27 protein-coding genes and 1 other RNA gene are annotated in these 25,561 nt (G+C 33.3%); 12 read left to right on the top strand and 16 right to left on the bottom strand.

The window, feature by feature from the left end; all coding sequences use genetic code 11:
- Window positions 1–35: 35 nt before the first annotated feature.
- Window positions 36–1,301 (bottom strand): glucose-1-phosphate adenylyltransferase, encoded by a 1,266-nt coding sequence (locus V1468_RS11800; protein ID WP_331810434.1) that lies wholly within the window; start codon window positions 1,299–1,301, stop codon window positions 36–38.
- A gap of 4 nt (window positions 1,302–1,305) precedes the next feature.
- Complete coding sequence (locus tag V1468_RS11795) at window positions 1,306–2,712, bottom strand: glycogen synthase (RefSeq protein ID WP_331810433.1); 1,407 nt, start codon at window positions 2,710–2,712, stop codon at window positions 1,306–1,308.
- A gap of 142 nt (window positions 2,713–2,854) precedes the next feature.
- Between V1468_RS11795 and msrB the strand changes: the two genes are divergently transcribed.
- Genes msrB through lpdA form a run of 3 tightly spaced genes read left to right on the top strand, consistent with a single transcriptional unit; the run spans window position 2,855 to window position 5,329 of the window.
- Window positions 2,855–3,352 (top strand): peptide-methionine (R)-S-oxide reductase MsrB, encoded by a 498-nt coding sequence (msrB, locus tag V1468_RS11790; RefSeq protein ID WP_331810432.1) that lies wholly within the window; start codon window positions 2,855–2,857, stop codon window positions 3,350–3,352.
- The gene (locus tag V1468_RS11785) at window positions 3,345–3,896 is read left to right on the top strand and encodes a DinB family protein (RefSeq protein ID WP_331810431.1); all 552 of its coding nucleotides are present in this window, start codon (window positions 3,345–3,347) and stop codon (window positions 3,894–3,896) included. Before msrB ends, V1468_RS11785 begins: the two co-directional genes overlap by 8 nt.
- 56 nt (window positions 3,897–3,952) lie before the next feature.
- Entirely contained in the window at window positions 3,953–5,329 is a 1,377-nt protein-coding gene (gene lpdA, locus V1468_RS11780) for a dihydrolipoyl dehydrogenase (protein WP_331810430.1), read from the top strand.
- Window positions 5,330–5,379: 50 nt separating this feature from the next.
- Here lpdA and V1468_RS11775 read toward each other — a convergent pair whose 3' ends face one another.
- The 5 genes from V1468_RS11775 to V1468_RS11755 all read right to left on the bottom strand — a co-directional run bounded on the left by V1468_RS11775 (window position 5,380) and on the right by V1468_RS11755 (window position 8,463).
- Window positions 5,380–5,853, bottom strand: a complete 474-nt coding sequence (locus tag V1468_RS11775) for an outer membrane beta-barrel protein (protein WP_331810429.1) — start codon at window positions 5,851–5,853, stop codon at window positions 5,380–5,382.
- A gap of 2 nt (window positions 5,854–5,855) precedes the next feature.
- Window positions 5,856–6,275, bottom strand: coding sequence for a type II 3-dehydroquinate dehydratase (gene aroQ / locus V1468_RS11770; protein WP_331810428.1), 420 nt, complete (start codon window positions 6,273–6,275; stop codon window positions 5,856–5,858).
- Between the two features lie 83 nt (window positions 6,276–6,358).
- Window positions 6,359–6,955 carry a porin family protein gene (locus tag V1468_RS11765; protein WP_331810427.1) on the bottom strand — a complete coding sequence of 199 codons (597 nt, stop codon included), beginning with the start codon at window positions 6,953–6,955 and terminating at the stop codon, window positions 6,359–6,361.
- Between the two features lie 182 nt (window positions 6,956–7,137).
- Complete coding sequence (locus V1468_RS11760) at window positions 7,138–7,758, bottom strand: outer membrane beta-barrel protein (RefSeq protein WP_331810426.1); 621 nt, start codon at window positions 7,756–7,758, stop codon at window positions 7,138–7,140.
- 225 nt (window positions 7,759–7,983) lie between these two features.
- The gene (locus tag V1468_RS11755) at window positions 7,984–8,463 is read right to left on the bottom strand and encodes an outer membrane beta-barrel protein (protein ID WP_331810425.1); all 480 of its coding nucleotides are present in this window, start codon (window positions 8,461–8,463) and stop codon (window positions 7,984–7,986) included.
- Between the two features lie 223 nt (window positions 8,464–8,686).
- Here V1468_RS11755 and xerA point away from each other — a divergent pair, with 223 nt between their 5' ends.
- Window positions 8,687–9,595: a site-specific tyrosine recombinase/integron integrase gene (xerA, locus tag V1468_RS11750; protein WP_331810424.1), complete on the top strand. Its 909-nt coding sequence runs from the start codon at window positions 8,687–8,689 to the stop codon at window positions 9,593–9,595.
- Window positions 9,596–9,650: 55 nt separating this feature from the next.
- Here xerA and rny read toward each other — a convergent pair whose 3' ends face one another.
- The 4 genes from rny to V1468_RS11730 all read right to left on the bottom strand — a co-directional run bounded on the left by rny (window position 9,651) and on the right by V1468_RS11730 (window position 12,064).
- Window positions 9,651–11,228, bottom strand: a complete 1,578-nt coding sequence (rny, locus tag V1468_RS11745; RefSeq protein WP_331810423.1) for a ribonuclease Y — start codon at window positions 11,226–11,228, stop codon at window positions 9,651–9,653.
- A gap of 56 nt (window positions 11,229–11,284) precedes the next feature.
- Window positions 11,285–11,405, bottom strand: a non-coding RNA gene (gene ssrS, locus V1468_RS11740) — 6S RNA.
- Window positions 11,406–11,466: 61 nt separating this feature from the next.
- Complete coding sequence (locus V1468_RS11735) at window positions 11,467–11,754, bottom strand: cell division protein ZapA (protein WP_138434497.1); 288 nt, start codon at window positions 11,752–11,754, stop codon at window positions 11,467–11,469.
- 19 nt (window positions 11,755–11,773) lie between these two features.
- Entirely contained in the window at window positions 11,774–12,064 is a 291-nt protein-coding gene (locus tag V1468_RS11730; protein WP_331810422.1) for a hypothetical protein, read from the bottom strand.
- Window positions 12,065–12,242: 178 nt separating this feature from the next.
- On the opposite strand from V1468_RS11730, the gene V1468_RS11725 reads away from it, so the two are divergent.
- Window positions 12,243–13,928, top strand: a complete 1,686-nt coding sequence (locus tag V1468_RS11725) for a M23 family metallopeptidase (RefSeq protein ID WP_331810421.1) — start codon at window positions 12,243–12,245, stop codon at window positions 13,926–13,928.
- Window positions 13,929–13,939: 11 nt separating this feature from the next.
- Entirely contained in the window at window positions 13,940–16,405 is a 2,466-nt protein-coding gene (locus tag V1468_RS11720) for a TonB-dependent receptor (protein ID WP_331810420.1), read from the top strand.
- Between the two features lie 27 nt (window positions 16,406–16,432).
- On the opposite strand, the gene V1468_RS11715 is transcribed toward V1468_RS11720, so the two are convergent.
- On the bottom strand, window positions 16,433–17,578 hold the full coding sequence (locus V1468_RS11715) for a cysteine desulfurase family protein (protein WP_331810419.1): 1,146 nt from the start codon (window positions 17,576–17,578) through the stop codon (window positions 16,433–16,435).
- Window positions 17,579–17,665: 87 nt separating this feature from the next.
- Between V1468_RS11715 and V1468_RS11710 the strand changes: the two genes are divergently transcribed.
- Window positions 17,666–18,601 (top strand): hypothetical protein, encoded by a 936-nt coding sequence (locus tag V1468_RS11710; RefSeq protein WP_331810418.1) that lies wholly within the window; start codon window positions 17,666–17,668, stop codon window positions 18,599–18,601.
- On the opposite strand, the gene V1468_RS11705 is transcribed toward V1468_RS11710, so the two are convergent.
- A complete protein-coding gene (locus V1468_RS11705; RefSeq protein ID WP_331810417.1) occupies window positions 18,598–19,149 on the bottom strand; it encodes a Smr/MutS family protein in 552 nt (183 codons plus the stop codon). The genes V1468_RS11710 and V1468_RS11705 overlap by 4 nt on opposite strands.
- Window positions 19,136–19,363 carry a hypothetical protein gene (locus V1468_RS11700; protein ID WP_331810416.1) on the bottom strand — a complete coding sequence of 76 codons (228 nt, stop codon included), beginning with the start codon at window positions 19,361–19,363 and terminating at the stop codon, window positions 19,136–19,138. The genes V1468_RS11705 and V1468_RS11700 overlap by 14 nt, the downstream gene beginning before the upstream one ends.
- A gap of 89 nt (window positions 19,364–19,452) precedes the next feature.
- Here V1468_RS11700 and V1468_RS11695 point away from each other — a divergent pair, with 89 nt between their 5' ends.
- Together V1468_RS11695 and V1468_RS11690 are read left to right on the top strand one after the other, a co-directional pair.
- The gene (locus V1468_RS11695) at window positions 19,453–19,752 is read left to right on the top strand and encodes a DUF2752 domain-containing protein (protein ID WP_331810415.1); all 300 of its coding nucleotides are present in this window, start codon (window positions 19,453–19,455) and stop codon (window positions 19,750–19,752) included.
- A gap of 12 nt (window positions 19,753–19,764) precedes the next feature.
- Window positions 19,765–20,127, top strand: coding sequence for a CCC motif membrane protein (locus V1468_RS11690; protein ID WP_304145794.1), 363 nt, complete (start codon window positions 19,765–19,767; stop codon window positions 20,125–20,127).
- Between the two features lie 60 nt (window positions 20,128–20,187).
- Here the strand turns inward: V1468_RS11690 and rocD are convergent, their stop codons facing one another.
- Window positions 20,188–21,465: an ornithine--oxo-acid transaminase gene (gene rocD, locus V1468_RS11685; RefSeq protein ID WP_304145796.1), complete on the bottom strand. Its 1,278-nt coding sequence runs from the start codon at window positions 21,463–21,465 to the stop codon at window positions 20,188–20,190.
- A 280-nt stretch (window positions 21,466–21,745) separates the two neighbouring features.
- On the opposite strand from rocD, the gene rlmD reads away from it, so the two are divergent.
- Genes rlmD through V1468_RS11670 form a run of 3 tightly spaced genes read left to right on the top strand, consistent with a single transcriptional unit; the run spans window position 21,746 to window position 24,473 of the window.
- Window positions 21,746–23,197, top strand: a complete 1,452-nt coding sequence (rlmD, locus tag V1468_RS11680) for a 23S rRNA (uracil(1939)-C(5))-methyltransferase RlmD (protein ID WP_331810414.1) — start codon at window positions 21,746–21,748, stop codon at window positions 23,195–23,197.
- 3 nt (window positions 23,198–23,200) lie between these two features.
- A complete protein-coding gene (locus V1468_RS11675) occupies window positions 23,201–23,752 on the top strand; it encodes a DUF6452 family protein (RefSeq protein WP_331810413.1) in 552 nt (183 codons plus the stop codon).
- Window positions 23,718–24,473, top strand: a complete 756-nt coding sequence (locus V1468_RS11670; RefSeq protein ID WP_331810412.1) for a DUF6048 family protein — start codon at window positions 23,718–23,720, stop codon at window positions 24,471–24,473. Before V1468_RS11675 ends, V1468_RS11670 begins: the two co-directional genes overlap by 35 nt.
- A gap of 62 nt (window positions 24,474–24,535) precedes the next feature.
- Here V1468_RS11670 and V1468_RS11665 read toward each other — a convergent pair whose 3' ends face one another.
- Window positions 24,536–25,483: a phosphoribosylaminoimidazolesuccinocarboxamide synthase gene (locus V1468_RS11665; RefSeq protein WP_331810411.1), complete on the bottom strand. Its 948-nt coding sequence runs from the start codon at window positions 25,481–25,483 to the stop codon at window positions 24,536–24,538.
- Between the last annotated feature and the right edge of the window lie 78 nt (window positions 25,484–25,561).

Raw genomic sequence — 25,561 nt, 5'->3', positions numbered from 1 at the left:
AAAGACAACAAAGGTGATTAAATTCTATTTAAACACTATATAATAGTTCCATGCGGAATTACAGCATCTTTTTTAACAACTACAATACCATCTTTAATCACATACTGGTCGGTTTCGGTGTCTTCTAAATGCTTCCCTCCATTTATTCTAACGTCATCACCTATTCTACAGTTCTTGTCTATAATAGTGTTTTTAATAAAGCAACGCTCACCTATTCCCATTAAGATATCAATCTTTTTAGACTCTATATCCTCTAAAGATTCGTAAGTATCGCTACCCATCATATAAGTATTTATAACCGTAGTTTCTTTACCAATACGAGACCTAATACCAATTACAGATTTTTCAATGGTTGCGGCTTGTATTATACAACCTTCTGCAATAACAGCTTTGTTTAATGTTGTACCAGACACTTTTGAAGTTGGTAAAATACGCGCATTAGTGTAAACTCTATTATCTAAATCAAATAAATTGAATTGAGGTATATCATCCGTTAAGCCTAAGTTTGCCTCAAAAAAGGAATCTATATTACCAATGTCTGTCCAATAGCCTTCAAATGGATAACTTACTACTTTATGTTTTTCAATACTTTGAGGAATAATTTCTTTACCAAAATCTACAGTACTTTCATCATTCATCAACTCAACAAGTAGGTCTTTATTGAAGATATAAATTCCTGTAGAGCCTAAGTATTCTCTACCTTGCTGTTTCATTTCATCACTTACATCAGATTTCCAATCTACAATAACATCTGCTGATGGTTTTTCAACAAATGATGTAATTCTATTTTCATCATCAGTCTTTAAAATTCCGAAAGACGTACCATCTTTAGCATTAACAGGATAAGTTCCTACAGAAATATCTGCATTGGCTTTGATGTGCGCATCTATCATTTTATTGTAATCCATCTGATACAATTGGTCACCAGAAAGTATAAGAGCATATTCAAACTCGTGCTGAAGAAAATGATGCATACTTTGTCTTACTGCATCTGCTGTTCCTTGAAACCATTTATCACTCTTAATAGTCTGTTCTGCTGCTAGTACATCTACAAACGCTGAACTAAAAAAACTAAAGTGATAGGTGTTCTTTATATGTCTATTTAATGATGCTGAATTAAATTGCGTTAATACATACATTCGTTTTATATCGGAATTGATACAATTAGAAATTGGAATATCAACCAATCGGTATTTACCAGCAATTGGTACAGCAGGTTTTGATCGTTGTTCTGTTAAAGGATATAATCTGGAGCCTTGTCCACCTCCAAGAATAATAGATAATACTTTACTATTAACCATAATATTATGTTATTGAATTGTATAGATTTATATATGCTTTTGCCGAAACTTCCCAAGAATTATCAATATTCATTATTACCTTTCTATTATTCTTAAACTCAGTTTCTTGTTTGTAAAATTCTTTTGCCCTGTCGATAGCTTCTAAAATAGAGGTTTCTGACACATCATTATGGCAAATACCATAACCTACTTTATCTTTTATATCAACTACGGTATCTTTAAGACCGCCTACACTTCTTACTACAGGTACTGTTCCGTAACGCAACGAGTACATTTGGTTTAAACCACATGGCTCTACACGAGATGGCATTAATAAAAAGTCAGAACCTGCATAAATGATATGCGATAATCTTTCATCATACCCAATAAAGCAATTGTAATTACCAATATGTATGTTCTTTAAAGATAGTAATTCTGATTCAGTTTGAGACATTCCTGAGCCTAATAATAGAATAGAAATATCCTTTGATTGTAATGCTTTGTAAAAAATACTTGGTAATAACTCTGCTCCTTTCTCTCCTACCAACCTTCCGATGAAGGAAAATAAAGGCTTAGATTCATCGAGATTAAATTCTTTACATAACCAACTTTTGTTGGCTTTCTTTCCAGAAAGAACAGAAGAAGTCTTATAGTTTTTAACAATATACTCATCTGTTTCCGGGTTCCACACATCAGTATCTATACCGTTTAAAATACCAATAGCCTTTTGTCTCTCAGCACTCAATAGCGCTTCTAATCCGTTAGCGCTTTGCATTAACTCTTCCATATAACTCGGTGAAACAGTGGTAACTCGCCAAGCGCATTTAATTGCTGCTGCTAAAGGATTTATTGTACCATTCCAGTCCAAAAGCCCTATATGGTCTAAATTAAATTCTGGTATTTTACTTAAATGCTCATAAGGCATCCATCCTTGATATTGAGCATTGTGTATGGTAGTAATTACTGGTATTTTGTTTAAAGATTCGTACTTAAATGATTCTTGCGCCATAAAAGGAATTAAACCTGTATGATGATCGTGGCAGTGGATAAAATCTGGCTTTTTGTCTAACGTTAATAGCCAATCCATAGCAGCAATCTGAAACGCTAAAAATCGATCTGTATCATCTTCAGAATAGACATAATCTTTATATAACAAAGACTCAATATGAATAAAATAAACCGGAAAGTCTAAAATATTATCCTTCAAGACCAAAACCTCATAAGGATATTGATTTTCCCCTAACTTAACAGTAGACTCATAAAGCGCTTTAAAAGTGTTATTTTGAGTAAACTTATTATTGTAAAACGGCATTATTACTGCACTATCAACAACTAGTTTATTTTGATATTTTGGCAAAGCTCCAACTACATCTGCAAGACCACCAATTTTAGCCACAGGATAACACTCTGCACTTATATGTATTACACGCATTTATATTAAATATTAATGCCTAAAGTTAACGAATAATAACCACTAAACATTAATGCCAACGTAAAATAAATATTACATTTTGTGTAATTAAAGTTATCTTAACTCGACCCAAGACACGAATAAAATTCCTTAAATTTAAGCTATGAAAAAGATAACATTATTATTAGCCTTAGGTTTATTTATGAACTGTAACTCTTCGGCCCAAAAAAAAGAAAACAAACAAAAAGAGGATTTTCCTGTAACCAAAACTGACGCTGAATGGAAAGCCGAATTATCCGAAATGGAATATTATGTTCTTAGAGAAGCAGGTACAGAACGTGCATTCTCTAGTCCATTGAACAAAAATTACGAAAAAGGGGTTTACCATTGTGCAGCTTGTGACACACCTTTGTTTAAAAGCGAACATAAATTTGATTCTGGTACTGGCTGGCCAAGTTTTGATAAAGAAATTGAAGGTAACGTAGCCTTCTCAACAGATTATGAGATTGGATATGCACGTACCGAAGAACACTGCGCAACATGTGGTGGACACTTAGGTCACGTTTTTAATGATGGTCCAAAAGCTACAACAGGGAAGCGTCATTGTATTAATGGTGTAGCTCTAAATTTTGTTCCAGAGGAAAATAAAAAAGATGAATAGTTATCTGGCAAGTAGCATAAAACAATTTGAATACTACAAAAGCCTTGGTGATAAAACGTTTAGCCAATTAACTTTTGAAGAATTAAAAAACGAGTTTGCAGAAGATTCTAATTCCATTTCTATTATTGTAAAACACATTGTTGGTAATATGCTCAGCCGCTGGACCAATTTTTTAACCGAAGATGGTGAGAAAGAATGGAGACAGCGTGATGAAGAATTTATAGATACGTTTCATTCTAAAGAAGAGTTAATAAATGCTTGGAATAAAGGTTGGGAATGCTTATTCACCGCAATTAAGTCCTTAAAAAATGAAGATTTAGAACGTATTATTTATATCAGAAATCAAGGTCACACTGTGGTTGAAGCTATAAACAGGCAAATGATGCACTACGCTTACCACGTTGGTCAAATTGTTTTCTTAGGTAAACTTGTCAAAGGAAAAAATTGGCAATCCTTATCTATACCTAAAGGAAAATCAAAGGATTACAATCAAGAAAAATTTGCAAAAGACAAAGGCAAAAGACATTTTACCGAAGACCTTTAATATTACGTTTTGGTTTCGTAAATTCGTACTCTCAAAATTCAACTAAAAAATTACTCATGAGTAAATACGATATCATAGTATTAGGAAGTGGTCCTGGTGGCTACGTAGCAGCAATTAGAGCATCGCAATTAGGTTTTAAAACTGCCATTATAGAAAAAGAAAATCTTGGTGGTATATGTTTAAATTGGGGTTGTATCCCTACAAAGGCATTGTTAAAATCTGCTCAGGTTTTTGAATATTTAAAACATGCTGAAGATTACGGTTTAAAAGTTAAAGATGCAGAACACGATTTTGATGCGGTTGTAAAACGTAGTCGTGGTGTTGCCGAAGGTATGAGTAATGGTGTTAAGTTCTTAATGAAAAAGAACAAAATAGATGTTATTGATGGTTTTGGAAAACTTAAAACTGGTAAGAAAGTTGATGTAGATGGTAAAGAATATTCTGCAGATCATATTATAGTAGCTACTGGTGCTCGCTCTCGCGAATTACCAAGTTTACCACAAGATGGAAAAAAAGTAATAGGTTACAGACAAGCCATGAGTCTTGAAACGCAGCCTAAGAAAATGATTGTTGTAGGTTCTGGTGCTATTGGTGTTGAGTTTGCTTACTTCTACAACTCAATGGGTACAGAAGTTACAATAGTTGAGTACATGCCAAAAATTGTACCTGTAGAAGATGATGAAGTTTCTAAGCAGTTAGAGCGTAGCTTCAAAAAGAATGGTATTAAGGTAATGACATCTTCAGAAGTATTATCTGTAGATACATCTGGCGAAGGTGTAAAAGCTACTGTAAAAACTAAAAAAGGTGAAGAAATTTTAGAAGCTGACGTTGTATTATCTGCTGTAGGTATTAAATCTAATATCGAAAATATTGGTTTAGAAGATGTAGGTATTGCTGTAGACAGAGATAAAATCTTAGTAAACGACTATTACCAAACTAACATACCAGGTTATTATGCTATTGGAGATGTTACTCCTGGTCAAGCTTTAGCTCACGTTGCTTCTGCTGAAGGTATCCTTTGTGTTGAAAAAATCGCAGGAATGCATGTAGAAGCTTTAGATTACGGTAATATTCCTGGTTGTACATATTGTACTCCCGAAGTAGCAAGTGTAGGTTTAACTGAAGCGCAAGCCAAAGAGCAAGGTTACGATATTAAAGTTGGTAAGTTTCCATTTTCTGCGTCTGGTAAAGCAAGTGCAGGTGGAAACAAAGATGGTTTTGTAAAAGTAATTTTTGACGCTAAGTATGGTGAGTGGTTAGGTTGCCACATGATTGGTGCTGGTGTTACGGACATGATTGCAGAAGCTGTATTAGGTCGTAAATTAGAAACTACTGGTCACGAAGTATTAAAAGCAGTTCATCCTCACCCTACAATGAGTGAAGCGGTTATGGAAGCTGTTGCAGATGCATATGATGAAGTGATTCATCTATAATAATACAACCCATAATAAATAAAAAAGCGATTCGTAAAGAATCGCTTTTTTTATAATCTATATCCTAGTCCAAGGAAAAGTACATTGGGAGATAATTCTTCTAATCCTATAGTGTATTTCATATGCATACTTAAGTCTGAAGAAAAATCATAATCTAAACTCAAATCTGCACGTACTTTAAATTTATTAGAGAAAAAATCAAAGAAGTAATTTAAACTTGGTCCTACCAAAATATGAACCGAATCATAAATATCATATTTTAAATAAATAGGAGCATTTAAAAATCTAAAATCACCAATTCCTTTATAAAGTAGTTCTGGTTGAATATGAAAACCACTATCTATAGGAAAATCTACTGTAACACCACCATAATACCCTATTTCTGTATCTGGATTAGTTCCAAAATCCCCTTCGGTAACTTTAAAAAAGGTAAAGTTTAATCCACCTTTAACACCAAACTCTGTTTGTGCAGAAAGTATAGTGCAAAAACAAGATGCCAATAAAGTGAGAGCTACCTTTTTCATTCTTAAAAGATAAAACTTTCTATTGCTAAATCATAACTTTTAAGACCAAAACCAAGAATAACGCCTTTAGCATTAGGTGAAATATAAGATTGATGCCTAAACTCTTCTCGTGAAAAAGTGTTGGATATATGTACTTCTACAACTGGTGTTTGTATCGCTTTTACAGCATCACCAATACCAACAGAAGTATGTGTATATGCTGCTGCGTTTAGAATAATACCATCATAATTAAAACCAACTTCTTGTAGCTTATCAATAAGTTCTCCTTCTATATTAGATTGAAAATACTCTAAATTCACAGTATTGTATTTAGATTTTAGTACTTCTAAGTAGTCTTCAAAAGTTTGACTACCATATATTTCTGGTTCTCTTTTACCTAAAAGATTCAAATTTGGTCCATTAATTATAATCAGCTGCTTCATAAAGTAAATATAGAAAAATAAGCGCATAAAAAAACCGAAGCTTTTGCTTCGGTTTATAATTATTTATCGTGCAAAAAAGTAAATTAGATCTTAAATACTCCACCTATACTAATAGTAGAACCTGCATTAAGTCTTGTAAATTCATTACCACCTGCATCATCAGATATAATATTGGTAACACCTACCAATCCTTGTCCATGAAATAAAATGCTAAAGCTTTCAGATATTTCTAATTTGTAACCTATACCGTAAGAAACACCGAGTTGAAAAGACTGGTATGCGTCTTTAACGTCGTCTCCATCTATTTCTGCTTTAGTCAAGAAACCTGGTGTAACACCAAAATTTAAATTCCATTTTCTTGTACTACCAAAATGCCAGTTAGCATTGATTGGAATATTTACGTAGTTAAGTGTTAAATCAGAACCAGGAACACTTGCTCCCATTGAGTCGAAATTAATTCCTGAACGTAAACTCCATCTATCGTTAAAGAAGTAATCACCAATAACACCAAAGTTAAATGAGCCTCTCTCATCCAAGTCATCTACCTCATCACCATTTAAAAATGCAGACATGTAACCAACATGTGGAATAATTTCTATATCACCAGAACTTCTTTCTTGTGCGATTACGTTAGTTAAAAAAAATACTGCCACAGCAGCAGAAAGTAATAATTTTTTCATTTGTATTTATGATTAATAGTTTATTAATTGCAAACGTAGTTTTTTACTTACAATTATTTACCTTGTAATTGTTAAAATTTTAATTTATACATCGATTATTTAGTCCTAACATTAATGTTGATATATAAAAAAAACCGAAGCTCTCTCACTTCGGTTTTTTTACATATAGTTTTTTTGTAATCTTAGAATACAAATAATAAACCAAAAGATGCGTTACCTCCAAATGGGTTAGCTACATCACCAAAACCTAAGTTAAAGTTTGTTTCTGCTTCTGCTCCATCTGTATCGTATTTAGCTGAAGAAAAAGATAATACATTCTTTAATCCGAATGATAAAGCTATCTTTTCTGTTACAAAATAATTGATACCTAAACCTAAACCAGCTCCGAAGCCATTTAATTTAGCATCAGCAATTTTATCATCTGATGAAGAGTAAGCAACACCAAACTCTGCATTAGTCTTAAAACGTTCACCTAAGTCTAAAAAATAGTAACGAGCAAAAGCACCAACACCAAAACCAGTCATATCAGATATATCTGTACCTCCAACTTCTGTTTTGTATGAGTTAAAAGATAATTCACCACCTAAAGCTAAATCATCAGAAATGAAGAAACCTACTTTAGGACTAATGTTAAAACTGTTAGATTTTTCATCGGTATTTTTGTCATTGTAACTGTTAAAACCAATGTTACCTTCTACGAAGATATCACCTTCAGAAAAACCAAAAGTTTTTTCATCTTCTTGAGCGTTCATACTTGTTAAACCGAAAACTGCTATAGCAGCTGTAAGTAATACTTTTTTCATAATTTTTAAGTTTTAAAATTTGAATTTGGTCGGCAAATGTAAGTTATGGGCTACATATAAAACTTAAATATTTGTTAACAAAAGAGGTTTTTTATCGATATTGAAAAAAGCAAAAAAAATAGTCTAAATCTATATAGGTTTAAGACTATTTAGGGTAATTCTAAATCAAGAATATAAAAAAAAGAGAGGCAAAAATGCCTCTCTAGAAATTATATATGTTTATAGTTATAATCCGAACTCGACACCAGCCGTTATAACATTCCAAGATCCTCCATCAGCACTCACGCCTCTATAAGCAACAACAATATCTAGGGCATCAGATACACTATATTGTGCACGAGGTGCATAATAAAACCCACCATCGTTACCATCATTAATACCTACCGCATACCCTAAGTCTGCACCTAAAGTAAACTCTTCAGAGACTGCATAACGACCTGCTGCTGTAACAGGAACAAATTGTACATCGTCTAATTCGAATCCATTAATTTCTTCACCAAAGTTGTGCTGGAACCCAACAGCAGGACCAACTTGAAAATCCTCAGATACATCAAATAAGTATCCTAAATCTACAGCAATGGCAAAAGTTGCTAAATCACCAGCATCACCTATTGGTAATCCACCGCTAATGCCAGCTTTAAATTCTTGAGCATTTACACTTGCAAAAGCAAATACTGCGAAAGCAGCTAAAAATAATTTTTTCATAATCTTTTAAGTTTTAAAATTGATTAATACTTTCAAATTAAAGTGTTTTTTTTATAATATTAAAATTTTGAACTAGAGTTATTAACAATATTGTGAACAATTTAACATAGTTTACTGATAATCAGTTGTTTAATTTTTACGTTATTAACAAATTTTATAAAAAATACGATGAATTACGTATGATTTTCACTACTTTTTAGTCCTTAAATCTCTTTTTTACAACATGAAATGGCCTCAAGCAGTTAAAGATTATAGACATTATTTACAAATTGAACGTGGTTTATCTCTAAACTCCATTGAGAATTACAACTATGATATTAAGAAACTTATAAGCTATTTAGAAGACAACCAAATAGATATATCTCCAGATAAGATTAACAATGATCTTATAAAACAGTTTATTTATACAATATCTAAAACTATTAATCCAAGATCTCAAGGACGGTTAATCTCTGGTTTAAGAAACTTTTTTGATTATCTGGTTTTTGAAAATTACAGAGATTCTAATCCTATGGACTTAATTGAATCTCCTAAAATAGGCAGAAAGCTGCCAGATACGTTATCTATTGATGACATTGACTTATTAATAGACACTATTGATCTAAGTTACCAGTACCAAGGTGTTAATCTTGGTGAGCGCAATAGAGCGATTATAGAAACCTTGTACAGTTGTGGGCTTCGTGTTAGCGAACTTATAGAATTAAAAATTTCTGATTTGTTTTTTGATGAAGGTTTTATAAAAGTAACAGGAAAAGGTGATAAACAACGTTTTGTTCCTATTGGTGAGTCTACACAAAAATATATTGAAATATGGAAAGGTATTAGAAACCATATTGATGTAAATCCAGAATCTAAAGATATTCTATTCCTTAATTATAAAGGTAACAAACTAACACGTGCCATGATTTTTACTATTATTAAAAATCTGGTTAAGAAGTCTGGTTTAAAGAAAACTGTCTCTCCGCATACCTTTAGACATTCCTTTGCTACACATTTGCTTGAAAATGGTGCAGACCTAAGAGCTATACAAATGATGCTGGGTCACGAAAGTATTACAACAACAGAAGTTTATATGCACGTAGATCGTTCGCACTTAAGTGATGTTTTAAACAAGTTTCATCCCAGAAAATAAAAAGGCGCTCTAAACTAATAGAACACCCTTTTACATTACTTGAGTTAGTTATTCTTTATTTAGCAATATTTACTGCTCTTGTTTCTCTTATCACTGTAACTTTAACTTGTCCTGGATACGTCATATCGGTTTGAATTTTTTGAGAAATTTCAAAAGATAAGCTTGCTGCTTTATCGTCCGATACTTTTTCGCTCTCTACAATAACGCGCAATTCTCTACCTGCTTGTATTGCATAAGCTTTTTTAACACCTGTAAAACCAAAGGCTACATCTTCTAAATCTTTAAGACGTTGTATGTAGGAATCTAAAACTTGACGTCTTGCTCCTGGTCTAGCACCAGAGATGGCATCACAAACTTGAATTATTGGAGATAACAACGTTGTCATTTCAATTTCATCATGGTGAGCACCAATAGCATTACAAACTTCTGGTTTTTCACCATGTTTTTCTGCCCATTGCATACCTAAGATAGCGTGTGGAGTTTCTACATCTGTTTCAGACGATGGTACTTTACCTATATCATGTAATAATCCTGCTCGTTTTGCAAGCTTAGGATTTAAACCTAATTCGGCAGCCATTACACCACAAAGCTTGGCAACTTCTCTAGAGTGTTGTAGTAAGTTTTGACCGTAAGATGAACGATACTTCATACGACCCACCATCTTTATCAATTCTGGGTGTAATCCGTGAATACCTAAATCTATTACAGTTCGCTTACCAACTTCTATAATTTCTTGTTCAATTTGTTTTTGCGTTTTCTTTACTACTTCTTCAATTCTTGCAGGATGTATTCTACCATCTGTTACCAATTTATGAAGAGATAAACGTGCTACTTCACGTCTTACAGAATCAAAACAAGATAAAATAATAGCTTCTGGAGTATCATCTACAATAATCTCTACACCAGTTGCTGCCTCTATAGCTCTAATGTTACGCCCTTCTCTACCGATAATTCTACCTTTAACATCGTCAGATTCTATATTAAATACAGATACACAGTTATCAATAGCTTCTTCTGTACCAATACGTTGAATGGTGTTAATTATAATTTTTTTGGCTTCTTGCTGCGCTGTTAATTTAGCTTCTTCTATTCTATCCTGAACATAAGCCATGGCATCTGTTTTGGCTTCTTCCTTAAGTGACTCTACTAGTTGCTCCTTAGCTTCATCTGCCGAAAGCTGCGAAATAACTTCAAGCTGCTTAATCTGGCTTTTATGTGCCTTTTCTATTTCATCTTTCTTTTTATCTAAGAACTCGAGTCTAAAGTTGTAATCCTTTATCTTATCATCTAAAGATTGATTAGACTTTTTAGCTTTTGAAAGCTCATTAGAAACTTGAGATTCCTTATCTCTAATTCGCTTTTCGGCTTCTGCCATTTTCTTATCTCTCGATAAGATAACTTTTTCGTGCTCAGCCTTGAGTTCAATAAATTTCTCTTTAGCCTGAAGTATTTTATCTTTCTTTAAAGCTTCTGCATCTGCTTTAGCTTGTTTTAAAATTGATTTGGATTCGCTCTCTGCATTAGCAATTAATTTAGACGCTTTACCCTTCTCTAAAGATTTAGCAATTACGTAGCCTATTATTAATCCTAATACCACTCCTCCAACTATAAATAGTATCGTGTTAGTGTCCATGATTTGTGTTTAGTTTAGTATATAAAAAAAGCCTACATCAGTTTTGGATTTTGTATAAACTCCTTAAAAACAAGTTTAGGGCTAACAAACTGATCAAGGATCTGCCCAAATACATAACGTATTAGCAGCATGCTTTTACAATTTAAACTCACCCTTTTTAAAGAATTAACGTTGAGTTTATCAAAAAATATAACTAATGTAGGCAGTAACCTTTTTTTTATTTTAAAGAACGTACGAGTTAAATATGCTGATTCAACAGGTCATTTAAAGCTTCTAACTTTTCTTGCACCTCTTCGTTTACATATTCTTTATCTATCGATTTTTGCTCTACCTGAGCTGCAAACTGCAAGGCACACATTGCCAACACATCTTGCTTATCTCTTACAGAGTAATTTTGCTCAAACTGACCAATCATTGCCTCTATTTTTTTTGTGGCCTTACGTAAACCTTCTTCCTGCTTAGGATTAATTGTCAACGGATATACTCTATTGGCAATAGAAAGCTTAATTTTTAATTGATCTGACATCTAGTCTAAATTTACAACTTTATTCTGAGAGTTGACCTATACAGTGATCAATTTCTCTTATAAGTGCATTTATTTTGAGCTTTGTTTCTCGTTTATTATCGTCACTACCAAGCATTGAATTTGCTATTTTGAGTGTTTCATATTTATCTACCCAAGAAGCAATCTCTTCTTGTTGTTTTAGAAGTTTTTGTTGCTGCTCTTCAATTTGTTGAGATAATTTAGCATTAGTTTGCTTTAAGACTTCCTGCTTATGTAAAACCTTGCTAATTTTGTTCTCTAAAGCATCAACAATTTCTTCTATTTTACTCATTTAAGCAATTCAATACTGTTGAAACAAATTTAACATACCTAATCAAAAAACACAATTCTTTTACAATTATTTTTAGTTGAGATAACAACTTAAAAATTAAAACGTTCAGAAAAATAATACAGATTTCTAGTTTGTAATTCTTATTCAATTTGATATTTTAGCTGTAATAGTGCTCTATATGAAAAAAATTTTGCTGTTATTTTTAGTGACGAGTTCATTGTATTCTCAATCAGAATATCCACAAGACTATTTTAGAAATCCCTTAGACATTACTTTAGTCCTTTCTGGTACTTTTGCAGAATTGAGGTCTTCACACTTTCATTCTGGTTTAGACATTAAGACACAACAAAAAACAGGTTTAAAGGTTTATGCTGCTGCAGAAGGCTATGTGAGTAGAATAAAAATTTCGCATTATGGTTATGGCAAAGCGCTTTATGTTACACATCCTAATGGCTATACTACGGTATATGCACACCTTCAAAAATTTTCTGACCGATTAGAAAAATATATTAAGGAGTGTCAATATGATAAAGAAACTTTTGAGGTTGAAGTTTTCCCTAGTACTGACGAATTACTAATTGCTCCTAATGAGGTTATAGCTTATTCAGGAAATACAGGTGGTTCTGGTGGCCCTCACCTACATTTTGAAATAAGAGACAATCAGGAACGACCTATGAATCCTATGCTTTTTGGTATTGACATAAAAGACTCTAGACAACCATTTGTATCTGCAGTTTATGCATACCCTAAAGATAAGGATGCTGTAATTAATGGTAAAAATGAGCGCGTTCCATTGCGTTTAATTCCGCAAAAAACTGGCGATTATAAAGTTGAAGAAATAACAGCTTATGGTAATATAGGGTTTGGTATCACATCTTATGATAAGCAAGATTTGGCACCTAATAATAATGGTGTTAGCAACATACAAACCTTTTTTAATGGAAACAAAAGCCTAGAAATAGATTTTAAACGTTTTAGCTTTGATGAAACCAAGCACATAAAACGTCTCATTGATTATGAATATTTCAAAACCAAAAGATCTCGAATTCAAAAATTATTTATTGAAGAAAATAACCCTTTAAGCCTTTATAAAGATGCTTATGACAATGGATATATCACAGTAGAAGACAGTACTTCATCCGTTTACAAGGTTAGAGTTAGAGACTTTAAGCAAAATGAAACGTGGATCAATATTCCAATAAAAGGTAAGCTTACAGAGACAGAAACTTTAGAGGAGGACTTATCTAACAAAACCACAATTTATGCAAACCAAGCTACTGAGTTAAAGTCTGGTTTAATTACTGTTAATTTTTACAAAAATACTGTTTATGAAGATGTGGATATTGATTATAGTGTAAGTTCAGACACGCTCCATCTTCATGAAGATAATATTCCATTACAAAAGAATTTTTACATCAATTACGATCTAAGCCATTATAAGCCTAAAGATCTTGATAAAATGTTTATTGCGAGGTTATACGGTTATTACAAAAAACCAAGTTATGTAAGCACCAAGCGCAAAGGCAAGACCTTAAGTGCTGGCAGCAAAGTGCTTGGCACTTATACTATAGCTATGGATACCGTAGCACCAACCATAACACCTGTAAACTTTAAGGACAAGAAGTGGTTGAGTAAATACCGTTATCTCAAGGTAAAAATTGATGATGACTTATCTGGTATTAGCAAATATAGAGCTACAGTAAATGGCAAATGGATTTTAATGGAGTACGACTATAAAACAAAGATGTTGGTGCACGATTTTAACGATAACATCGTTAAGGATACCAAGAACGATTTAAAGATAATTGTTACCGATAATGTTGGAAATAGTTCTACATTTGAAGCAACCTTTTTTAGAAAATAAAACTAAACTAATTGAAACGCTTACAATTCACACTGCTCCTTGGCTTACTTTTTAGTGCACTTTCTTTTTCACAATCCTCTATAATTAGAGGTGTTATTCTTGACGAAACCAATGAGCCTATTGAAGGTGTAAATATAAAAGCCTCTTCTGGAGATGGTGCAGCAACTAATCAAAATGGTTTTTATGAGCTTAGAATACCTTCTGATGTTGAAGTAACCATAGAATTCACTCATTTAGGTCATAGTAGAATCGTACAAAAGTTTCAATTAAAAAATGGGCAGGAAATAGAGTTTAATCCTGTTATGAAAATTGAAGCAGAACAAATTGCTGAAGTTGTCATTTCGACCAACACAAGACAAAATGACGATGGTGTTGTAAATATTGATCCAAAAACACTACGAACCATAAAAGGTGCTCAACCTGGTATAGAAAATATTCTAAAAACCTTGCCTGGAGTTAATATATCAAACGAATTAAGCACACAATATTCTGTAAGAGGTGGAAATTTTGATGAAAACCTTGTTTATGTTAATGAAATTGAAGTTTACAGACCGTTCTTAATACGCTCCGGAAACCAAGAAGGACTTAGTTTTGTAAATACAGATCTAGTGTCTAATGTCGATTTTTCTGCTGGTGGTTTTCAAGCTAAATATGGAGATAAATTATCATCTGTACTCGATATTACGTATCGCAATCCAGTAGCTTTTGGAATGCGAGCAGACTTAAGCCTACTAGGTGGTAGTGTTGCTGCTGAAGCCGTATCTAAAGATGGTAAATTCTCAGGCATTGCTGGTGTTCGTTACAGAGATAACAGTTTAATTCTCAACAGTCTTGAGACCGAAGGTAATGTAGAGCCTGTTTTTGCAGATGCTCAAACGTATTTAACCTATCGTTTTTCAGACAAGTTTCATTTAAATTTTCTTGGAAACATTTCTCTTAACCAATATAATTTTCAACCAGAAAACAGACAGACTAATTTTGGCACACTACAAGAACCTGTTGCTTTATTAGTGTTTTATGATGGTAATGAAGAAGACGAATATCAAACTTATTTTGGTGCTTTAAAGGCCAATTATTTTGTAAACGACAACCTTACATTAAAATTTATTGGTTCTGCGTATCATACACTAGAGCAAGAGTACTTCGATATTTTTGCACAATACAGACTTGGTGAAGTTAACACCAATATAGGAGATGAAAATTTAGGTGAAGTAGAATTTAGCGAAGGTATTGGATCTCAGCTAACACATGCTCGTAATGATTTAGATGCCTTTATTGTCAATGCAGAGCACAGAGGAGACTATAAAATTGATGAAGAATCTACTGTAGAATGGTCTGTAAAATACACACACGAAGATATTAGAGACCGTTTGGTAGAATACGAAATTATTGATTCTGCAGGCTTCTCTATTCGACCACCAAATTTTAGCATTCCAAATCTTCAGCCTTATCAACCCTACGAAGGGCCATTAACTGCTTTTGAAGATATTAGAGCACTAAACAGAGTACAAATAGACAGAATGCAAGCCTTTGCTCAATATAGCAAACGTACAGAATGGGGAAATAACGAAGTGTTTTATAATGCTGGTGCACGATTGCACAACTGGACGGTTGGCGGAGAAAACCTTGATAGCAATACACAAACTGTTATTAGTCCTAGAGCGCAATTTGCTATAAAACCAGATTGGGATAAAGACATGCTTTTTAGAGTTGCTGGAGGATTATATTACCAACCACCTTTTTATAGAGAACTAAGAGATTCTTCTGGAGTTGTACAACCAAATGTAAAGGCTCAAAAATCATTTCATGTTGTTTTGGGTAATGAGTATAGCTTCAAAATTTGGGACAGACCATTTAAGCTCGTTACCGAAGCATATTACAAAGGTTTATCTAATGTTAACACATACACATTAGAAAACGTAAGGATTAGGTATAGTGCAGATAATAATGCTAAAGCCTATGCCTACGGATTAGATATGAGATTGAATGGTGAATTTGTTCCTGGTACCGAATCTTGGTTTAGTTTTGGGTATCTAAAAACAGAAGAAAACATTGATAATCGAGGCTATATAGCAAGACCTACAGATCAGCGATTAAAGTTTGGTGCTTTATTTCAGGATTATGTACCTAACATGCCAGATTTAAAGATGTATCTTAATTTAGTTTACAACACAGGTGTTCCTGGTGGCTCACCAAGCTATGCAGATCCTTACGATTTTCAGGTGAGACTTAGAGATTATAGACGTGCTGACTTAGGTATTTCTTTAGAACTTGTAAATCCTACAAAAACTTACAATGCAAGGTGGAAAAAGAAGTTTAGAGAGCTCTCTCTTGGTTTTGAGATTTATAACATGTTTAACAATCAAAACTCTATAACCAATACTTGGGTTAGAGACGTATATACTAAACGTCAATTTGCAATTCCTAACTATTTAACTCCGCGTGTATTTAACCTGCAATTGTCGGCTAAATTTTGATGATTTTTCAATAGAAAAAATCATCAATTAAGCATCAACAATATCTTTTAGAACATTTACCGTATAGTCTATTTCCTCTTTAGTTGTAAAGACGCTAAATGAAAATCTTACCGAAGGATGTTTTAATTTTTCCTCATCCAAAATTTCTGTAAGCACATGAGATTGTTGACTACTACCACTTTGGCAAGCACTGCCTCTAGAGCAAGCAATACCTTTAAGATCGAGTTGAAATTGAAGCATAGGCGCTTTAGATGGATCTAACGGCAAGCAAACATTAACCAGAGTATAGGTGCTTTTTGAATTATCTTCACTCGCCCCATTAAAACCTACTGTAGGTAAAACCTTTTTTACTTGATCTATAAAATATGCTTTTATTGAAGATACTTTATCTCCTTCAATTTCAATATTAGTGTAGGCTATTTTTAACGCTTCATCCATACCAACTATATTATGGATGGCTTCTGTACCTGCTCGATGACCTCTCTCCTGCTCGCCTCCAAAGATTAGTGGTTTTAATCCAGATTCTTTTCTAACAAAACAAAAACCAACACCTTTTGGCCCGTGAAATTTATGTGCGCTTGCAGCAAAAAAATCTATTGGTATTTGTTGTAAGTCCAGCTTAAAATGACCTACAGATTGCACACAGTCTGAATGAAACAAAGTATCATTTTCTTTACACAACTTAGCCACACGCTCAATATCTAAAATATTTCCTATTTCGTTATTAACATGCATTAGGCTTACAATGGCTTTTTCAGAATCCTTTAATAAGTGCTCTAAATGTGAATAGTTTACAGTTCCTAGTTCATCTAACTCAACAAAGCTAAGCTTCACATTGTACTCTTTTTGTAATTGCTCTACTGTATGCAGAACTGCATGATGTTCTATTTTTGAAGTAATGATTTCGGTAACACCCAAATCTCTAACAGCACTTCGCAGAGCCAAGTTATCTGCTTCGGTACCACCTGAAGTAAATACAATCTCAGAAGCCGAAACATTAAAATACCCAGCAATGTTTTTACGACATTGCTCTAATAATGCTTTAGATGAACGTCCAAAACTATGCGTAGAAGAGGCATTACCATAACTATTGGTAAGCACTTCTGTCATACGGTTTATGACTTCTGGTCGTAAGGCTGTTGTAGCCGCATTATCTAAATATACTTGCTTCATGGTGCAAAAATATCGCAAATAAAATTATTTAGATAATGCAACGTTATAATTTTACAAATCCATTATTTTTGTTCAAAATGTAAGTTTATGACGCGTTTCTTTTATATAGTTTTTGCCCTTCTACTTTTAACTGCCTGTGACGATGGAGATATTTTTACTGTAGACCTTGTATTTGACAAGGAACTAGATATATGTACCAATAACACAGAGTCTTTTCAAATCTACGATACTAGAGAAGATCCTAGTGAATCGCTATCTTTAATAATACCTCGTAGTAGCGGTGAAGAATATCCGTTTACAGAGCCTACACCTATTGATGAACCGATACCTTTTACTATTAACGGATCATCTATTCGATTTTTATATAGAACCTATAACAGAACTCTAACTACTGATGAGTTATGTGATGCTATACCAGCATCTGATTTAACAATTACCAATGATTATGAGGCTCCCTCTGGAACTGCTTTTGCAACAGTAACTATTGAGGATGATGATAACGATGGTATCCCTTCAGATTTAGAGGGCAGAGGTGAGATGGATGAAAATGGTGATTTTCCAAATGCTCAAGATTGGGATTTAGATGGCACTCCGGATTATTTAGACCAAGATGATGATAACGACAATGTACCAACTATAAACGAGATAAATACTGACGATATTGATGGTGATGGAGATCCAACTAACAACTTAGATACAGATGGAGATGGTAATCCTGATTATTTAGATGAAGATGACGATGGTGATGGTGTAAATACTATTTTAGAAGATGAAGACCAAGATATGAACCCTCGAAACGACCTTAATGTTGGTCCTGATGGTGTTACAATAATACCTCATTATTTGAACACACTAGAAACGACAGACCATGGTAATCCTGGCTTAACAGATACTAATATTTACACAAGAACAGTAACTATAAATTTCTTAATTATAGACTTTAATCTTGAAATATTGTCTTCTGATGCTATAGATTTTGGCACTTTAACCTACTCGTTTAATTTGCCAGACGATGAAGACTAAGGTTCTATATTCTGAAAAATTCTGACTTCTGTAGCACCTATACCATAGGTTTTATAGTCTGCATCATAAAACTGAATATTGTTGTAGCGCCCTAAAAGTGTTTCTAGCTCTTGTCTCAGTACTCCTTCTCCAACTCCATGGATAAAAACCATTTTAGGGATACGCTTACGAATAGCAAATTCTAGTTGTCTTCTGGCTGTGTCTAACTGCAAGTTCATCATATCAAAATTAGTCATGCCTTTTGTAGAATCTGTAAGTTGATGTATGTGTAGATCGACTTCAAATTTAGGTGCATGACGCTCCTTTGGCTTAATTGAGGGTGATATTTTACGCTTAGGAATTTCCTTTTCTCTTTTTACCGATTCAATATCAGCATCATATATAGCATTATCTAATTTTTGATTAGATGACACTACCATTAATTCGTTTTTTTCAAAGTGAAACTCAAAACCATTAGTATCTTCAATCGTTATGGTAGTCCCAGAAACTTTAGTAACAGCACCTCTTATTGCATCATCAATAGTTTCAACAATATCACCTTTTTTCATCGTCCTCTATTGGTTCTGATTTTACAAAAGAATCTTCCTCCTGGTTTTCAAACTTGCTCGGTATATTTCTTGATGTTCTGTAGATTCCAAGCATTAAGCATACAATACCTGCTATTAACAAATAGGTATTTTGATTTCCTCCTGCTTGAGCATAGACTGCTATAACTCCACCTCCAATGATAAAAATAAGATTGATTAGCCTAGAAATATTCATATTTTACGAAATAATTATATACAAAAGTAAGGCAAACAATAGTTATTTTTATATTATCTGGTATAAATGTAAATGGTTAATTTAGCTTTATGTTTCCACTTATAAAAAGTCTAGAAGATTACATGCTACCTTGTGTTATAAAAGAACACTATGGTTTTGACTGTATTGGTTGCGGTTTACAACGTTCAGCATTATTTTTTATAAAAGGTCAGTTCATGGATGCATTTTTAATGTATCCTGCACTTTATCCTATGCTACTGTTTTTTGTTTTTCTTATTTTTGATATGTTCAAAAAAATAGAGAATAGTGAAAAAATGAAGCTAGGCTTAGCAAGTTTAATACTCATCGCTGCGGTTACTAACTATATTTTAAAACTATTTTTTAACTAATTAATTTAATTCATGCAAAAACTCAACACAACATTAGTTTATATTTTATCTGTAGTAGGAATAGTATGTTGTTGCATCTATGGTTTGGGTACAATTTCGGCAATTGTGGCTATTATAATTGCTACTCAAGAACTTAAAAAATATAATGCCAACCCAGAAGAATACAGTAATGGCGTTGCGATGAAAAATGCCAGAATATTTGGTATTGTATCACTTTTTATCTCTTTTATTGGACTTGGCTTTACTATATGGGTTTTACTTAATCCATGTGAATTCTTTGATTGGTATATAGGGCTATTTGAAAACAACCCTAACATTCCTAAAGAAAGTCTTGAGCAAATCTATGAAGCGGCAGAAAGAGCTGGTTGTAGATAAAAAACAAAAGCTAAAAAAACCACGATATTAAATCGTGGTTTTTTTTAATCACTATAATTATTATTCAAACTCTTGAAGCGTTTTTGTAATTATTGCTACACATTCTAATAATTGATCTTCAGTCATTACTAAAGGTGGTGCAAATCTTATAATGTTACCATGTGTTGGTTTTGCTAATAAACCGTTGTCTCTGAGTTTTAAACAAATATTCCAAGCTGTATCGCTATCTTCATCATCATTAATAACAATAGCGTTCAACAAACCTCTACCTCTAACTGAATTTACAATAGTACTTTCCTTAATGTACTTATTCATTTCTTCTCTAAAAATCTTCCCTAACAAATCTGCATTTTCAGCCAAATTTTCTTCTTTTACAACCTCAAGAGCTGCAATAGCAACTGCTGCCGCAATTGGATTACCACCAAAAGTACTTCCATGATTTCCAGGCTGAATAACATTCATAATTTCATTATTTGCCATTACTGCAGACACTGGATACAAGCCACCACTTAAAGCTTTTCCAAGAACCAAAATATCTGGTTTTACATCTGGTGTACCAGAACAATCTTTCTTTTCACAAGTACAATTACCGCAAGTTGCAAGTAATCTACCTGTACGTGCTATTCCTGTTTGCACTTCATCTGCTATAAAAAGAACATTATATTTTTCACAAAGTGCTTTTGCTTCTTTTAAGTAGTTTTCACTTGGCACGTATACACCAGCTTCACCTTGTATTGGCTCTACCAAGAAACCTGCTACATTAGGATTGCTGCTAAGCACATCTTCTAATGCTTTTAAATTATCGTACTCAATCTTAATAAAACCATCTGTGTAAGGTCCAAAGTTTTTACGAGCTACTGGATCATTAGAAAATGATATAATAGTAGTTGTTCTTCCGTGGAAGTTATTTTTACAAACAACAATTTCTGCTTTGTTTAAGTCTATTCCTTTTACTTCATAAGCCCATTTTCTACAAAGCTTTAAAGCTGTTTCTACAGCTTCTGCTCCAGAATTCATCGGCAACATTTTATCGAACTTAAAATACTCTGTTGCATATTTTTCATAACGACCTAGCATATCGTTATAAAACGCTCGGGAAGTTAACGTTAATCGTTGTGCTTGTTCTGTCATGGCATTTACAATCTTTGGATGACAATGCCCTTGATTTAATGAGGAATAAGCCGATAAAAAGTCGTAATACTTTTTACCCTCTACATCCCAAACGAAAACTCCTTCTCCTTTACTAAGTACTACTGGTAAGGGATGATAATTTTGTGCACCATACTTATTTTCTAGTGCCATCGCTTCTTGCGACGAAATGTGGTCTAAAACAGCCATTTTAAAAAATCTTTAAAAAATTAAACGTAATACCAAGCCAAGATTTAATAATTACAAATCTCGCTTAGCGATTTCCTACTCTACCTTTATTCTTTCAAAGACTTACGCATCCACGTGTAGAAGTTATGGTGAAGTCTCGAAAAAGCAGCGTGGGAGAGAAATCATCCCTAGATGTGTGCAAATTAATAAATATTTGTGAAATTTCTATCTCAAAGTTGATATCAAATTCTTTGAAGCTATTACTAAAATGCAACTATATTTGCAGACTAATTCACAATAAATGCCAAGACGAGAACGAAACAAGTTTGTTAAACGCGGAGAGACTATTGAAATCTTAATTGAAGATTATGCCTTTGGTGGTAAAGGCATTGGCCGTATAAGAAATGAACATGGCGAATTTGTAGTTTTTGTTCCCAATACATTACCAGGACAATTGGTAAAGGCTCAGGTCAAAAAATCGAGTAAAAAATATGCTGAATGTAAACTACTTGATGTTTTAAAACCTTCGGAGAATGAAGTAGAAATGCCTTACCAAGATATTCCTGGCGCGCCTTATATTCAGTTGCCAATTAATAAACAGCACGACTACAAAAAGCAAAGTACCTTAGAGCTTTTTAAGCGTATTGGTAAAGTGAAAGATATTGAAACCAAATTTGATGAATTTGTAAGTTCCCCAAACACGTTTCATTATCGCAATAAAATGGAATATGGTTTTTCTGCTATTGGATACGATCGTGAAGCCAAAACAGATGTAGACGAGTTTACTTTAGGCTTTAAACGTCGTGGTCTTTGGTGGTGTGGCGATAACCTAAATAGTGATTCGGGCTTATTTGATGCAGAGCTAGAAAACCACCTTAAAACTATAAGAGTTTATTGTGAAAATACAGGATTAGAACCGTGGCATGCTCCAAAAAAGGAAGGTTTCTTTCGCTATTTTGTGGTTAGAAAATCTTACAAAACCAATCAACTGCTTTTCAATTTAGTAACGACATCTTATGATTTAGAAAAGTTTGATTTAGATGCATTTGCTAACTATTTAGTTGAATTATTTGGAGATAGAGTTGCTGGATTATTACACACCATTAATGATGAAATTGGAGATAGAACTATTGCTACTACAGGAAGGATCAGTTTAATTTACGGTGAAGATAAAATCGTTGAAGAACTGTTAGGTCTTAATTTTGAAATTAGCATGAAAAGCTTTTTTCAAACCAACCCGAAATGTGCCGAAAAATTATATTCTAAAGTAGTGGACTATGCTTTAGAAAACAAAGATGCTGTAGACAACACAATTGTTCTCGATTTATTTTGCGGCACCGGAACTATTGGACAAATTGTTGCGAGCAAATCTAATAACGCAAAAATTGTTGGTGTGGATATTGTAGCTTCAGCAATTGAGGATGCAAAAGAAAATGCCAAACGAAATCATATAGAAGGTTTAGAATTTTATGCTGCAGATGTAGGTAAGTTCTTAACAGAGCATCCAGAATTCAAAACTAAAATTAGAACTATTATTTTAGACCCAGCAAGAGCTGGTATTGCGCCAAAAACCTTAAAAAAAATAATAAACCTAGATGCAGAACGTTTGGTTTATGTATCTTGTAACCCAGCCACACAGGCCAGAGATACAGAGCAATTAATGCAAGCTGGCTATGAGATAAAAAAGCTAAGTCTTGTGGATCAATTTCCACATACAGCGCATATTGAAACTGTGGTTTTGTTTGAAAAATAATTGATGAAAAAGTTAAAATTTATAATCCTATTTCTTTTAGTGGTGCTTATAAGTTGCGAACGCGACGATATTTGTGCCGAAACCACACCAACAACACCTCGCCTTTTGGTAGAGTTTTATGATGTTAACGAGCAGGAAGATCTTAAACCTGTAACGCGTCTAACAGCCTATGGTGAAGGCCTAGCTGATAATCCCACAAATGATAATACTGAGGGCACACTTATTTACAATACCAATTCAACATCATTAGAATTACCACTAATTATTGGAAATGAAGGTGAAATAACTACATCGCGTTTTATTTTAGAAAAAGATACTAACCTTAGACTTGATGAAAATGTAAACACAAATTCAAACATAGATATTGTTGAAATTGCTTATGAAACAGAGTTTGTTTACGTATCTAGAGCTTGCGGTTATAAGAGTATATTTAAAAACATACAATTAAGCTTTGATACTTCAGATGATGGAGCTTGGATTAGTGGTATTGAACTTATTGACACAGTCGAAATAGTAGAAAATGAAAACACAGTACATGTACGCATCTTGCATTAAGAGTATTATTATACTCCTATTGTTTTCTACAATAGTTATAGCTCAAGACAAAAAGAAAACCGTAAAGGACACTCTAATATACAAACAAAAATATGGTCTTCGTTTGGGTGCAGACATTAGTAAACTAGCACGTACCTTTTTTGATGATGACTATACAGGAGTTGAAATTATGGGCGACTATCGTCTTACCAAACGCATTTATTTAGCTGGTGAGCTAGGAAATGAAGAATACACCTTAGAAAACGAAGTTTTAAGTAATACTACAAAAGGAAGTTATTTTAAAGGTGGAATTGATCTTAATTTCTACAAAAACTGGCTAGATATGGAAAATATGATCTATGTTGGCTTTAGAGGTGGCGCCAGTACATTTAGTCAAACTTTAAATAATTATAGCATATATAATGTCTATAATCAATATTGGAATGAGCAATTTAATGTTGAAGAAGGTACAGAGTTTTCTGGTCTTACGGCAATTTGGGCAGAAATTATCATTGGAATAAAAGCCGAATTATTTAATAATTTTTACGCAGGTATCAATGCGCAACTTAAAGGTTTAATCACAGAAACGGCTCCCGATAATTTTGAAAATCTTTACATACCTGGTTTTAATCGAACTTACGATAGTGGTCGTTTTGGCGTTGGCTTTGGATTTAATTTATCTTACCTAGTTCCAATATTCAAAAAGGATAAAGTAGTTGTTCAAGAAAAGGAAAAAGAATAAAAAACAAATGCTTTTTTCAACAAAAGCACTTGTTCGTAGTAAAATAAATAATGGCTATTATCTTATTTAAGATATCCCAAAACATTAGCCTCTATCCTACTCTGAATATCAGACACATCCGCTTTTATAAAAGTTTCGCCAGTAATATTTTCGTATAATTCAATATAACGCTCACTTACTGTTTCAATGTATTCATCGCTCATAAATGGCACTTCTTGACCTTCTTTACCTTGAAAACCATTAGAAATTAACCACTGACGTACAAACTCTTTAGATAATTGCTTTTGTGCCTCTCCGTTATCTTGACGTTCTTGATAACCTTCAGCATAGAAATATCGAGAAGAATCTGGTGTATGGATTTCATCAATCAATACAATTTTTCCGTCCTTAGTTTTCCCAAATTCGTATTTTGTATCAACAAGAATTAAGCCTCGCTTCTCAGCAATTTCAGTACCGCGTTGAAACAACTTTCTGGTATAATCTTCAAGAACCTCATAGTCTTCTTTTGAAACGATACCACGTTTAAGAATATCTTCTTTTGAAATATCCTCATCATGATCTCCCATTTCTGCTTTAGTAGCTGGAGTTATTATAGGCTCAGGAAATTTATCATTCTCTTTCATACCTTCTGGCATTGACACACCACAAAGTAATCTTTTACCTGCTTTGTATTCTCTGGCTGCATGGCCTGACATATAGCCACGAATTACCATTTCAACTTTAAACGGTTCACATAAGTGACCAACTGCTACATTAGGATCTGGAGTTGCTACTAACCAATTTGGCACCAAATCTTCGGTATCCTTCATCATTTTTGTTGCAATCTGATTAAGAATTTGCCCTTTATAAGGTATGCCCTTGGGCATTACAACATCAAAAGCGCTTAATCTATCGGTAGCAATCATTACCAATTGCTCATCATTTATATTATAAACCTCTCTTACTTTTCCTTTATAAACACTTTTCTGATTTGGAAAGTTGAAATTGGTGTCTGTAATTGTGTTATTCATTTTATTTAGCTTTTAGCTTTTGGGTATTAGCTATTAGTTTGTTGTGTTTATTACTTTTAGTTTGAGCCCTAGCCTAGA

This window comes from Winogradskyella poriferorum (assembly GCF_036553625.1).
Taxonomy (GTDB): Bacteria; Bacteroidota; Bacteroidia; order Flavobacteriales; family Flavobacteriaceae; genus Winogradskyella; species Winogradskyella poriferorum.
Note: the sequence above shows the minus strand (reverse complement) of the source record. Positions and strands in the feature narration are given on the sequence as shown.

Bases quoted from the DNA above. Each gene is read 5' to 3' on its own strand.
- V1468_RS11800 (WP_331810434.1), bottom strand. From the start codon at position 1,301: ATGGTTAATAGTAAAGTATTATCTATTATTCTTGGAGGTGGACAAGGC.
- V1468_RS11795 (WP_331810433.1), bottom strand. From the start codon at position 2,712: ATGCGTGTAATACATATAAGTGCAGAGTGTTATCCTGTGGCTAAAATT.
- msrB (WP_331810432.1), top strand. From the start codon at position 2,855: ATGAAAAAGATAACATTATTATTAGCCTTAGGTTTATTTATGAACTGT.
- V1468_RS11785 (WP_331810431.1), top strand. From the start codon at position 3,345: ATGAATAGTTATCTGGCAAGTAGCATAAAACAATTTGAATACTACAAA.
- lpdA (WP_331810430.1), top strand. From the start codon at position 3,953: ATGAGTAAATACGATATCATAGTATTAGGAAGTGGTCCTGGTGGCTAC.
- V1468_RS11775 (WP_331810429.1), bottom strand. From the start codon at position 5,853: ATGAAAAAGGTAGCTCTCACTTTATTGGCATCTTGTTTTTGCACTATA.
- aroQ (WP_331810428.1), bottom strand. From the start codon at position 6,275: ATGAAGCAGCTGATTATAATTAATGGACCAAATTTGAATCTTTTAGGT.
- V1468_RS11765 (WP_331810427.1), bottom strand. From the start codon at position 6,955: ATGAAAAAATTATTACTTTCTGCTGCTGTGGCAGTATTTTTTTTAACT.
- V1468_RS11760 (WP_331810426.1), bottom strand. From the start codon at position 7,758: ATGAAAAAAGTATTACTTACAGCTGCTATAGCAGTTTTCGGTTTAACA.
- V1468_RS11755 (WP_331810425.1), bottom strand. From the start codon at position 8,463: ATGAAAAAATTATTTTTAGCTGCTTTCGCAGTATTTGCTTTTGCAAGT.
- xerA (WP_331810424.1), top strand. From the start codon at position 8,687: ATGAAATGGCCTCAAGCAGTTAAAGATTATAGACATTATTTACAAATT.
- rny (WP_331810423.1), bottom strand. From the start codon at position 11,228: ATGGACACTAACACGATACTATTTATAGTTGGAGGAGTGGTATTAGGA.
- V1468_RS11735 (WP_138434497.1), bottom strand. From the start codon at position 11,754: ATGTCAGATCAATTAAAAATTAAGCTTTCTATTGCCAATAGAGTATAT.
- V1468_RS11730 (WP_331810422.1), bottom strand. From the start codon at position 12,064: ATGAGTAAAATAGAAGAAATTGTTGATGCTTTAGAGAACAAAATTAGC.
- V1468_RS11725 (WP_331810421.1), top strand. From the start codon at position 12,243: ATGAAAAAAATTTTGCTGTTATTTTTAGTGACGAGTTCATTGTATTCT.
- V1468_RS11715 (WP_331810419.1), bottom strand. From the start codon at position 17,578: ATGAAGCAAGTATATTTAGATAATGCGGCTACAACAGCCTTACGACCA.
- V1468_RS11710 (WP_331810418.1), top strand. From the start codon at position 17,666: ATGACGCGTTTCTTTTATATAGTTTTTGCCCTTCTACTTTTAACTGCC.
- V1468_RS11705 (WP_331810417.1), bottom strand. From the start codon at position 19,149: ATGAAAAAAGGTGATATTGTTGAAACTATTGATGATGCAATAAGAGGT.
- V1468_RS11700 (WP_331810416.1), bottom strand. From the start codon at position 19,363: ATGAATATTTCTAGGCTAATCAATCTTATTTTTATCATTGGAGGTGGA.
- V1468_RS11695 (WP_331810415.1), top strand. From the start codon at position 19,453: ATGTTTCCACTTATAAAAAGTCTAGAAGATTACATGCTACCTTGTGTT.
- V1468_RS11690 (WP_304145794.1), top strand. From the start codon at position 19,765: ATGCAAAAACTCAACACAACATTAGTTTATATTTTATCTGTAGTAGGA.
- rocD (WP_304145796.1), bottom strand. From the start codon at position 21,465: ATGGCTGTTTTAGACCACATTTCGTCGCAAGAAGCGATGGCACTAGAA.
- rlmD (WP_331810414.1), top strand. From the start codon at position 21,746: ATGCCAAGACGAGAACGAAACAAGTTTGTTAAACGCGGAGAGACTATT.
- V1468_RS11675 (WP_331810413.1), top strand. From the start codon at position 23,201: ATGAAAAAGTTAAAATTTATAATCCTATTTCTTTTAGTGGTGCTTATA.
- V1468_RS11670 (WP_331810412.1), top strand. From the start codon at position 23,718: ATGAAAACACAGTACATGTACGCATCTTGCATTAAGAGTATTATTATA.
- V1468_RS11665 (WP_331810411.1), bottom strand. From the start codon at position 25,483: ATGAATAACACAATTACAGACACCAATTTCAACTTTCCAAATCAGAAA.